Consider the following 11,151-nt stretch of genomic DNA (forward strand, 5'->3'; position numbering starts at 1 on the left):
CGGGCGGACGCTTTGCGTGGCGGGGTGGTACACCAGTACCCTCACGGGGTCCGCCGCCCAGCCGATGACGGGAACCACCCCATGGCAACACCGCTCCGTGTCAAGTCGATCGAGGCCTCCCTCGCCGACTCCGAAGAGCAGGGACGCTCGCTGAAGCGCTCCCTCAAGACGTTCGACATCGCCGCGATGGGCATCGCGGTCGCGGTCGGCGCCGGCATCTTCTCGGTGGGCGCGAACGCCGCCGCGAACTTCGCCGGGCCGAGCGTCATCGTGTCGTTCATCCTCGCCGCCGTCACCTGTGGCCTGGCGATCATGTGCTACGCCGAGTTCGCCTCCACGATCCCCGTCGCCGGCTCCGCGTACACGTTCACGTACGCGACCATGGGCGAGCTGCTCGCCTGGATCGTCGGGTGGGACCTCATCCTCGAGACCCTGACGGCCAGCGCGGTGATCGCGAAGTACTGGGGCATCTACCTCAGCACCGCGTTCGACGTGTTCGGGGTGCAGCTGCCCGACTCGATCGCCCTCGGACCGATCGGCTTCGCGTGGGGGCCGGTCCTCATCGTCGCGGTGTTCACGGTGCTCCTGGCCTTCGGCACCCGGTTGTCGTCGCGCGTCTCAGCCGTCATCACCATCGTCAAGGTCGCCATCGTCGTGTTCGTCATCGTCGCGGGTGCGTTCTTCGTCAAGGCCGCGAACTTCACGCCGTTCGTGCCGCCGGCCGCGCCGTCGAAGGGCGCCGACGGCAGCTTCTGGACGCAGTCCCTCGTGTCCTGGGCAACCGGCTCGGCCCCGGCGCAGTACGGCGTCTTCGGCTTGCTCGCCGCGGCGTCCCTGGTGTTCTTCGCGTTCATCGGCTTCGACGTCGTCGCCACGAGCGCCGAGGAGACCGAGAACCCGCAGAAGACCCTGCCGCGCGGCATCTTCCTCGGGCTCGGCATCGTGACGGTGCTGTACGTCGCCGTGTCCGTCGTCATCACGGGCATGGTGTCGTACCAGCGGCTCGCGCAGGAGGACTCGCCGTCGCTCGCCTCGGCCTTCTCGATCGTCGGCCTGCCCTGGGCGGCCGGCATCATCGCGATCGGCTCGCTCGTCGGCCTGACCACGGTGGTCATGGTGCTCCTCCTCGGCCTGTCCCGCATCGTGTTCTCGATGAGCCGCGACGGGCTGCTCCCGCGCTGGTTCTCGCAGACGAACCCCAAGACGCAGACCCCGGTCCGCGTCCAGGTCGTCGCCGGTGTCGTCGTCGCGGTGCTCGCCGGGTTCTTCCCGGTCGAGAAGCTCGAGGGCATGATCAACATCGGCACGCTGTCGGCGTTCGTGCTGGTGTCGATCGGCATCGTCGTGCTGCGTCGGTCGCGTCCGGACGCGCCCCGTGCCTTCCGGGTGCCGTGGTCGCCCGTGCTGCCGATCCTGTCCGCAGTGCTCTGCTTCTGGCTGATGCTCAACCTCGAGGTCGAGACCTGGCTGCGTTTCGTGATCTGGCTCGCGATCGGCTTCGCGATCTACTTCGGCTACAGCCGTCGCCACAGCCGCGTCGGGCAGCACCTGCAGTAGCGCGGCGTCCCGCTCCCGCGGAACGAGGTCCCGGACACAGCACCGCGCATCTGCGTGGTGCTGTGTCCGTGGTCCGTGGTCCGTGGTCCGTGGTCCGTGGTCCGTGGTCCGTGGTCCGTGGTGCGCGGTCTGTGGTCCGTGGTGCGCCTCGCGCTACGCGCCGGCGACGAGCGCGACCCCGAAGCCGAGCATCACGACGGCCACGAGGCCGTCGAACACGCGCCAGGTGAGCGGCTTCGCGAACACCGGCCGGAGCAGCCGACCGCCGAACCCGACCGCGGCGAACCACACGCAGCTCGCGAGGACGGCCCCCACCGTCCACGGCCAGCGCTCGACGGGGCCCTGCTGGTTCGCCACGGACCCGAGGAACACCAGCGTGTCCAGGTACACGTGCGGGTTCGCCCACGTGAAGACGAGCATGGTCGCCACCGCCCCGCGCACGGTCGGGACCCGGCCGGGAGGCGCGGTGCGCGTCGTCCGCACCGCCCGCGCGGGCGCGCTGGTCGCCTCCACTGCCACCGCGTGGTCGCGCCCGTCCGTGGAGACGGCGCCCTGGTGGGACGTGGCGCGGAGACCGTGGGGCGGCGCGACGTCGGCGACGTCCGTTGCGGACGCAACGACCCGGTCGTCGGTCGCCGCGTCCTCGAGTCGCAGCGCGTCGTCCGAGGGTCGCAGCGCACGCCGGGCGGCGAGCACGCCGTAGGTCACGAGGAACGCCGCCCCGACGAAGCGCACGCCCACGAGCGCGACCGGGAACCGCTCGACGACCGCACCGACGCCGAGCACCCCTGCCACGATGAGCACGGCGTCGGACAGGGCGCAGACGACCACGGCGGCGGTCACGACACGGAGACCTGCGGACACCGCGAGCCGGAGGAGGTAGGTGTTCTGGACACCGATCGCCACGATCAGCGCGAGTCCGGTGCCGAGACCGGCGAGCAGGGGGAGGAGCACGACTCCGACCGTAGGGGCAGGCCGCGCTGAAGCCCAGTTCACGTTCCTGCAGCACCGTAAGCTCTGCTGCATGGCCCGGTTCCAGCGCGAGCACCTCGAGACCCTGCTGGCCGTCATCGACCACGGCACCCTCGACGCCGCCGCGCGCGCACTGTCGATCACCCCGTCGGCGGTGTCGCAGCGGCTCAAGGCGATGGAGCAGCAGGCGGGCCGGGTCCTCGTCCGCCGGACCGTCCCGGTGGTGCCGACCGCCGCCGGCGAGGTCGTCCTCCGGCACGCGCGCCAAGCCCGACTGCTCGACGAGGAGACCGCGCGCGCCCTCGACGGGGACGCCGGCTCCGTCCCGTCGATCCCGCTCGCCGTCAACGCCGACTCGCTCGGCACCTGGTTCCTCGACGCGCTCGCCCGGGTCCGTGTCGACACCGAGGTGGTGTTCGACCTGCACCGCGAGGACCAGGACCGGACGGCCGAACTCCTGCGCGCGGGCACCGTCATGGCCGCGGTGACCGCCGAGGCCGAGCCGGTCCAGGGGTGCTCGTCGGTCGCCCTCGGCATCGATCGGTACCGGGCCGTCGCCGCGCCGGCGTTCGTCGAGCGGTACCTCGAGGACCTCGACCTCCGCACCGCGGACGAACGGCGGGTGCTCGACCGCCTCGACGGGGTGCCGCTCGTCGACTACGACCGCGATGACGACCTGCAGCAGGGCTACCTCCGCACGGTCCTCGGACACGCGCCGCACGGCCCGCGGCACTTCGTCCCGACGTCGGCCGACTTCGCCCGTGCGGTCGGCCTCGGCTTCGGCTGGGGGCTCCTCCCGGAAGCGCAGTGCACGGCGCTCCTGGCCCGCGGCGAGCTCGTCGAGCTCGTCCCCGGGCGGCACGCTGACGTCGCGCTCTGGTGGCAGCGGTGGAACCTCGCGTCGCCGCTGCTCGAGCAGGTCACGACGGCGGTACGGGCGACGGCGGCCGACCGGCTGCACCCGCCCCGTTGAACGCGCCCTCCGCGCGGCAACGCTCTCCGTGGCCGCTCGGTCGCGCGCGGTCCGGGACCTCGTGATCCGTTCTGCGCAGTCGCGGCCGGTGCGCGATCGCGCAACGGCCCAGGTCGGCCGCGGAACGACCGCGCGGCAACCCGCAATCCCGCCCGGGATCGACGCACGTTCACCTTCGAGTCACCTCGTCAGCGGCTCCCGTCCGTAGGCTCGAACCACCCCGGCGGTCACCCGCCGCCGAGGTGCTCGCCCAGCCGGCCACCCACCGGCGCGGGTGCCCTGCCGGGCTGTCACGTGCCTCCCGGTCGAGCGCCGACGGACGACCGTCCGCCGGCCGAGCGCACCACCACGAGAACACCGAACACCCGCGGCCCACCCAGCCGCACGCACCACCCGGTCGCCGGCGTCGCCGACACCACCCCACGCGTCGGCGCCCGAAGCCGACGCGCGGGGTGCCGGTCCCGAACGGGCCGACGGACGCGGCCGCGCTCTCCGGACGGTCCTGGCGCCGCCCGGAGCCGGACCGGCGCACCGTCGAGGGCATGTCGAGCAGAACCAGGATCGCCTCCGTGACCATCGTGGGCGCCGCCGTCGTCGTGCTCCTCGCCGGGTGCACCGGGGCAGGGGCCCAGAACGGCAACCCGGTCGGCAAGGGGCCGGCGAGCGACGACCCGGCGCGGACGACCTGCCCGGTCGCGGCGAAGGAGGCAGTCGACGCCATCGACGAGGCCGTCGGCGCTCACGACGACACCGACTTCGCGAGCGTCCGGAAGGGCGACGGCGGATGGTACCTCGGCGCGTCGATCGCCCCGGCCGAGAAGGACGACCCCAATGACGACGACGTCACCGTCTGGGCGTCCTCGTCCGACCCGACGTCGGAGGACTTCGACGGCCCCCTGTGGCCGGTCAACCGTGCCGCGAAGGACGCTGCGGGGGACCAGGACGGCGCTGGGTCGGCTGCGCCGTCGGCGTTCGCGGCCGGCTCGGCCGCGGCGCGCTCGGTCCAGCAGTGCGTGGTGAACGCCGCGAACCGCTGATCGGGACGGCGCTTCAGGTCTGGCAGCGCGGGCACCAGTAGGTGTCACGCAGGGTGAGTTCGGATTCGCCGAGCTCCCCTCGCCGGACCGGCGTCCCACAGCGCAGGCACGGCTTCCCCGCACGGCCGTACACCCACAGGCGGCGACCGGGCCGGTCGACCCCGGTCGTGATGCGCGCGTTGCGGTCGCGGTTGGCGATGATGAGCCGCGAGGCCAGCGCGATCACCCGCGCCGGGTCCGGTACCTGCCCGACCGGACGGGTCGGGAGCACGCCGCGGAGGAAGCAGAGTTCGGCGCGGTACACGTTGCCGAGGCCCGCGAGCACCCGCTGGTCGAGCAGGGCCAGCCCGATCGGGCGCTCCGGATCGCGCGTGAGGTTCGCGAGCGCCAGGTCGGCGTCCCAGTCGTCGCCGAGCAGGTCCGGCCCGAGGTACCCGACGATCTCCGGCTCCTGCTCACGGGGGACCACTTCGAGGATGCCGAGCGTGAACCCCACGGTCGAGACATCGGCAGTGTCGAGCACCACACGCGCCTGGTGTGTCGGCCGACGCCACCGCTCGCCGGGGGCGTAGACGTCCCAACGCCCCTCCATCTTGAGGTGGGAGTGGACGGTCAGGTCGCCGATGCGGTGCAGCAGGTGCTTGCCACGCGGGACGACCTCGTCGACGGTCCGGCCCACGAGGTCGAGCGTCGCGAAGGCCGGTACGCGGAAGTCGCTCCGCGTGAGTTCCTTGCCGGCGAGAGCGGCGTGCAACCGGTGTGCGGCTCGGTACACGGTGTCGCCCTCAGGCACGGAGGCGCACCCCCTGCGGCGTCGCGGTGAAGCCGGCGTCGCGCAGCGCCTGACCGAGGGGGGAGTCGAGCACGAACGCGCCGTCGACCCGCTCGACCGAGAGCTTCCCGAGCCCCCGCCGGACCGTCGCGGCGATGGACGCTGCGGCGGCCGCGAGGTCTCCGGTGTCGTCGGTGAACGTCAGGACCGACTTGCCGCCACGCTCGACGTAGACCGTCAGCGCACCGTCGACGAGCACCACGAGGGCGCCGGCCTTCCGCCCGGGACGGTGCCCGCGGGCGGACTGCCCGCCCCCGGTCGTCGCGTTCCTGGCCGCTGCGGGTTCGCCACGGTCCCCGCCCTCGTCCGCCTCGTCGCCCGTGGCCGCGCCGTCGTTCGGCCACGCCAGCGCCGCACCGAACGGGTTCGCCGGGTCGGTCGCCGCGAGGGTGATCGCCTGTCGGATCCGTTCGGGGTCGTTCCGTTCGTCGTCGTCGAGGTCCCGCGCGAACGTCCGCAGCCGGTCCACCGTCGGGCCGGTGGCGAACTGCGCGGCGCCGAGCCCCTCGACGAAGTACCCGCGCCGGGCCCGGCCGGTCTCCTCGAACCGCGCGAGCACCCGGTACACGCCCGCGAACCCGCCGCGGACCCCCTCGACCTGCACGGCGCCGCGGGTGACGACGCCGTAGCGCTCGAGCAGTTGCTCCGCCGTCGCCGCGGCCCGTACCGTGGCGTCGGACTGCGCGAGCGGCAGGATCGACCAACGCCCGCCGACGGTCGGCGGCCCGGACTGCGTCGGCAGCGTCGGGCGACGACGGCCGCGGTACGCCCGGGCCCGCGGGGTGCTGGAGCTCTTCGCCTTGCCGCCGAGCATCGCGCGCAACGGCGCGAGGGTGTCGTTGGTGATCTGTCCCGCCCACACGAGGTCCCACAGCGCCGTCGTGAGCGCCGCGTCGTCCGTACTGCCGACGGCCTGGGCGAGCTGGCGGAAGAAGTACGCGCCACCGCCGGCGAGGGCGCCGAGCACGTCCCGTTGCAGCTCGGTCGTCTCACCGCCGTCCGGTTCCACGAGGGTGGTGTCCGCCGTCTCGGCGAGGTGGAACCGCACCCACCCGTCGTTGCCGGGCAGGGTGCCGCCGCCGGACCACAGGACCTCGCCCGTCGCCGTGAGCTCGTCGAGCATGCTCGGCTGGTAGTCGGTGACGCGGGACGGCAGCACCAGGGACTCCCACGCGCTCGCGGGCAGGGCGACCCCGGCCAACTGGTCGAGCACCTGCAGCACGCCGTCGATCCCGCGCAGACCACCCCGCGTGCCCGGCGTGTGGACGTGCTGCCACGCCGGGAGGAACCGCGCGAGGGTGTCCGGCGACACCGGCTCGACCTCGTGTCGGAGCGCCGCGAGCGACTTCGTGCGGATGCGGCGGAGCACCTCGGCGTCACACCACTCGGCGCCCTGACGGTCGGGTCGGAACTCGCCCTCGACCACTCGGCGGTCGGCGGCGAGACGTCGCAGCGTGTCCTGCACGACTGCGACGCCGAGCCCGAGTCGGGCCGCTGCCTCCTGCGCGGAGAACGGGCCGTGCGAGCGGGCGTACCGGCCCACGAGATCACCGAGCGGGTCCGCGACCGGCTCGACGAATGCCGTGGGCACGCCGATCGGCAGGGGGACCCCAAGGGCGTCACGGAGCCGCGAGGCGTCCTCGATGACGGCGTACCGGGTCTGTCCGGCGTGCGAGAAGGACAACACCCGGCGGTCGCGCTCGAGCGCCTGCAGTGCGGTGCCGACCGGCGCGGTGCCACCCTCGGCAGCGGCCCAGCTCCGCGCGGTGAGTTCGGTGAGGTCGAGCGCACCGACCAGCCGCAGGACGTCGACGAGGCCCTCGGCGTCGCGCGCCCGGCGGTCGGGGGAGAGCCGCTGGAGGTCCTGCTCGACCGAGGCGATCACGGCCGGGTCGAGCAGCTCCCGGAGCTCCGCGCGGCCGAGGAGTTCACCGAGCAGGGTCGAGTCGAGCGACAGCGCAGCCGCCCGACGCTCGGCGAGGGGCGAGTCGCCCTCGTACATGAACGCGGCGACGTACCCGAACAGCAGCGTCCGTGCGAACGGCGACGGCTGCTCGGTCTCCGTCTCGACGAGCTTGATCCGACGCCCGGCGATGTCGTCGGCGATGGAGAGCAACGACGGCACGTCGTAGACGTCCTGCAGGACCTCGCGCACGGTCTCGAGGACGATCGGGAACGTCGGGTACTTCTGCGCGACCTCGAGCAGTTGAGACGCTCGCTGCCGCTGCTGCCAGAGCGGCGACCGCTGGCCGGGGTTCCGGCGGGGCAGGAGCAGGGCGCGCGCCGCGCACTCCCGGAAGCGGGCAGCGAACAGCGCCGACCCGCCGACCTCGTCGGTCACGAGGACCTCGAGCTCGTCGCGGTCGAACACGAACAGGTCGGCACCGGGCGGCTCGGCGTCGGTCTCCGGGATCCGCACCACGATGCCGTCGTCGGCCGCCATGGCGTCGCCGTCGATGCCGTGCCGCTCCCGCAGTCGGGCGCCGACCGCGAGTGCCCACGGCGCGTGGACCTGCATGCCGTACGGCGAGTGCAGGATCATGCGCCAGTCGCCGAGCTCGTCGCGGAAGCGCTCGACCACGAGGGTCGTGTCGTTCGGGACGTACCCGGTCGCGGCACGCTGGTCACGGAGGAAGGTCAGCAGGTTCGTGACGGCACGCTCGTCGAGCCCGCCGGAGGAGACCCGGTCCTGGGCATCCTCGTCGGAGGCGCCCTCGACCTCGCGCACGAAAGCGCCGGTCGCACGGCCCAGCTCGGCGGGACGACCGAGGCCGTCGCCCTTCCAGAACGGCACCCGTCCGGGCTGCCCGAACGCCGGGCTGACGAGCACCCGGTCGTGCGTGATCTCCTCGATCCGCCAGCTCGTCGCCCCGAGTGCGAAGACGTCGCCGACGCGGGACTCGTAGACCATCTCCTCGTCGAGCTCGCCGACGCGCGAAGCCCGCTCGCCGACCATGAAGACGCCGAACATGCCCCGGTCGGGGATCGTGCCACCGCTGGTGACCGCGAGCCGCTGCGCCCCCGGACGCCCGGTCAGCGTGCCGTGCACGCGGTCCCACACGAGCCTCGGCCGCAGCTCGGCGAACTCGTCGCTCGGGTACCGTCCGGTCACGAGGTCGAGCGTTGCCTCGAACGCGGACCGCGGCAGGCTGCTGAACGGTGCACTGCGGCGGACGAGATCGAACCAGTGCTCGACGTCGACGGTGTCCACCGCTCCGGCGGCGACCGTGTGTTGCGCCAGCACGTCGAGCGGGTTCGCCGGCACGCCGATCGACTCGATCTCGCCCGCGATCATCCGTTCGACCGTCACCGCGCTGTTCACGAGGTCCGCGCGGTGCTTCGGGAAGAGCACGCCGCGGGAGATCTCGCCGACCTGGTGGCCGGCGCGACCGACGCGCTGCAGCCCGCTCGCCACCGACGGTGGCGCCTCGACCTGCACGACGAGGTCGACCTCGCCCATGTCGATCCCGAGCTCGAGGGAGCTCGTCGCGACCACGCACCGGAGCCGACCGGACTTGAGGTCGTCCTCGATGATCGCCCGCTGGTCCTTCGACACCGAGCCGTGGTGGGCGCGGGCGAGCACCGGCACGTTGGCGTCCGAACCGCCCCCGCCGGTCTGCCCGGACGCGCCGATGACGTCGGCCGGCGGCCGCTTCGGTTGGGCGACCGGCGCGTGCGCGGACGCCCGGCCGGGCGACTGCGTCACGACACCGCGGGCACCGCCCCCGGCAGCAACCGCGCCGACCTCGGCGGCGACAGGCTCGCCGGCGCTCGACGCCGCGAGCACGCGCTCCTCGTGGATCTCGTTCAGCCGTGCGGTCAGGCGCTCTGCCAGCCGTCGGGAGTTCGCGAAGACGATCGTCGAGCGGTGCTGTTCGACCAGGTCGACGACGCGCTCCTCGACGTGGGGCCAGATCGACCCGTTCGTCGGGGACTCGGTCGCGTCCGCTCCGACCGGCGGAGCGCCGAGCTCGGTCATGTCGTCCACGGGGACGACGACGCGCAGGTCGAACGTCTTCTGCGCGGGTGGAGCGACGATCGTCACCGGGGCCCGGCCGCCGAGGAAGCGCGCGACCTCTTCCGGGGGTCGGACGGTCGCCGAGAGCCCGATGCGCTGGACGGGCTTCTCGAGGAGGTCGTCGAGGCGTTCGAGCGACACCGCGAGGTGCGCGCCACGCTTGGTCGACGCGACCGCGTGCACCTCGTCGACGATCACCGTGCCGACGTTGACCAGGGTTTCGCGCGCGCTGGACGTGAGCATGAGGTACAGCGACTCGGGCGTCGTGATGAGGATGTCCGGCGGTTGGCGCAGGAGCCGCTGCCGGTCGGACGACGGGGTGTCACCACTCCGCACACCGACCGTGACGTCCGGCGGTTCGAGTCCGAGCCGCCTCGCCGTCTGGGTGATGCCGACGAGCGGACTCCGGAGGTTCCGCTCGACGTCGACGCCGAGCGCCTTGAGCGGCGAGACGTAGAGGACGCGCGTCCGTTGCTTGGCTGGCGGCTGGTCGGTCGCGCTGATGAGCCGGTCGATCGACCAGAGGAACGACGCGAGGGTCTTGCCGGACCCGGTCGGTGCGATCACGAGTGCGTGCTGGCCGGTCGAGACGGCGTCCCACGCGCCCGCCTGCGCAGCGGTCGGGGCCGGGAAGGCGCCGCGGAACCACTCCGCGGTGGCGGGGGAGAAGCGCTCGAGGACGTCCGTCATGGTCCGTCCCATCCTGCCTGCGGCCACCGACAACGGGCCGAGGGAAGAACGTGCTTGACACGCCGATAGTTACCGATCTATCGTTACTACATCGCGATACGACGAAGGCCGAACGGTCAGACCGGATCGCGAGCCGACTCAGCACGACGAAAGGACACCTCATGCGCTTCGACGACATGAACCCCCAGCAGCACCAGCACCCGCGTGGCCTCCGCTTCGGCGGCCCGCGACACCACCACGGCGCCGGCTTCCCCGGCCGCGACCGCGGTGACCACCAGCGTGGCGGCTTCGGCCCCGGGCGCGGCTTCGGTCCCGGCTTCGGCCCGGGCTTCGGTCCCGGTCTCGGCGGCCCGGGCTTCGGCGGCCGCGAGCGCCGTCGCCGCGGCGACGTCCGTCTGGCGATCCTCGGTCTCCTCGCCGAGGGGCCGCAGAACGGCTACGCCGTGATCAAGACCATCGCCGAGCGCACCGGCGGTGCCTGGAAGCCGAGCCCCGGCTCGGTGTACCCGACGCTCCAGCAGCTCGTCGACGAGGACCTCGTCGTCTCGACGGGTGACGGCCGCAAGACGCTCTTCGAGCTCACCGACGCCGGCAAGGCCGAGGCCGAGGCCAAGGCCGACGAGATCGCGGCGGCGTTCGAGGCGCCCGGCATGCCGGACACGCAGCGCGCCTTCGTCGAGTCGCTCCGGAAGACCATGGGCGTCCTGCACATGTACCGGACGACCGCGACCGACGAGCAGATCGCCACGGCGACCGACAGGGTCGACCAGCTCCGCAAGGACCTCCTGCAGATCCTCGCGGACTGACCACGGGACCACGTGACGGACGGGAGGCACGGTGCCAGCTGGCACCGTGCCTCCCGTCCCTCTGCTGGCCGAGTCTCACTGGGACCGCCGCGACGGCGATCGCCGCTACGGCCTCGCGCGCTGCGCGCCGTCGCCGACGAACGCCGCGACGTCCGCCAGCTCCGCTGCGGACACCGCGTGCGGCAGCCCCGAGTACTCCCGGTCGGTCACGTCCGTGTTCGCGGCGGGTCCCCCCTCCCACTCTGGCCTGGCCCCGGCCTGTGCCC

At 73.0% G+C, this 11,151-nt stretch carries 7 protein-coding genes; 4 read left to right on the top strand and 3 right to left on the bottom strand.

Annotated elements, in window-relative coordinates; genetic code table 11:
- Positions 1-81: 81 nt before the first annotated feature.
- Positions 82-1,557, top strand: coding sequence for an APC family permease (locus tag NS184_RS09245; RefSeq protein WP_058725825.1), 1,476 nt, complete (start codon positions 82-84; stop codon positions 1,555-1,557).
- 153 nt (positions 1,558-1,710) lie between these two features.
- On the opposite strand, the gene NS184_RS09250 is transcribed toward NS184_RS09245, so the two are convergent.
- On the bottom strand, positions 1,711-2,511 hold the full coding sequence (locus NS184_RS09250) for a LysE/ArgO family amino acid transporter (RefSeq protein WP_058725826.1): 801 nt from the start codon (positions 2,509-2,511) through the stop codon (positions 1,711-1,713).
- A gap of 70 nt (positions 2,512-2,581) precedes the next feature.
- On the opposite strand from NS184_RS09250, the gene NS184_RS09255 reads away from it, so the two are divergent.
- Both NS184_RS09255 and NS184_RS09260 read left to right on the top strand, forming a co-directional pair.
- Positions 2,582-3,502, top strand: a complete 921-nt coding sequence (locus tag NS184_RS09255) for a LysR family transcriptional regulator ArgP (protein WP_058725827.1) — start codon at positions 2,582-2,584, stop codon at positions 3,500-3,502.
- A 569-nt stretch (positions 3,503-4,071) separates the two neighbouring features.
- On the top strand, positions 4,072-4,539 hold the full coding sequence (locus NS184_RS09260) for a hypothetical protein (RefSeq protein ID WP_152998150.1): 468 nt from the start codon (positions 4,072-4,074) through the stop codon (positions 4,537-4,539).
- A gap of 13 nt (positions 4,540-4,552) precedes the next feature.
- Here the strand turns inward: NS184_RS09260 and NS184_RS09265 are convergent, their stop codons facing one another.
- Both NS184_RS09265 and NS184_RS09270 read right to left on the bottom strand, forming a co-directional pair.
- A complete protein-coding gene (locus NS184_RS09265) occupies positions 4,553-5,332 on the bottom strand; it encodes a DNA-formamidopyrimidine glycosylase family protein (protein WP_058725829.1) in 780 nt (259 codons plus the stop codon).
- On the bottom strand, positions 5,325-10,079 hold the full coding sequence (locus NS184_RS09270) for an ATP-dependent helicase (protein WP_058725830.1): 4,755 nt from the start codon (positions 10,077-10,079) through the stop codon (positions 5,325-5,327). The genes NS184_RS09265 and NS184_RS09270 overlap by 8 nt, the downstream gene beginning before the upstream one ends.
- A 161-nt stretch (positions 10,080-10,240) precedes the next feature.
- Between NS184_RS09270 and NS184_RS09275 the strand changes: the two genes are divergently transcribed.
- The gene (locus NS184_RS09275) at positions 10,241-10,885 is read left to right on the top strand and encodes a PadR family transcriptional regulator (RefSeq protein WP_058725831.1); all 645 of its coding nucleotides are present in this window, start codon (positions 10,241-10,243) and stop codon (positions 10,883-10,885) included.
- Positions 10,886-11,151: the final 266 nt, after the last annotated feature.

The sequence above is a fragment of the Curtobacterium luteum genome, assembly GCF_001475545.1.
GTDB lineage: Bacteria > Actinomycetota > Actinomycetes > Actinomycetales > Microbacteriaceae > Curtobacterium > Curtobacterium luteum_A.

Coding starts and splice junctions, on each gene's coding strand:
- NS184_RS09245 (WP_058725825.1), top strand. CDS start 82: ATGGCAACACCGCTCCGTGTCAAGTCGATCGAGGCCTCCCTCGCCGAC.
- NS184_RS09255 (WP_058725827.1), top strand. CDS start 2,582: ATGGCCCGGTTCCAGCGCGAGCACCTCGAGACCCTGCTGGCCGTCATC.
- NS184_RS09270 (WP_058725830.1), bottom strand. CDS start 10,079: ATGACGGACGTCCTCGAGCGCTTCTCCCCCGCCACCGCGGAGTGGTTC.
- NS184_RS09275 (WP_058725831.1), top strand. CDS start 10,241: ATGCGCTTCGACGACATGAACCCCCAGCAGCACCAGCACCCGCGTGGC.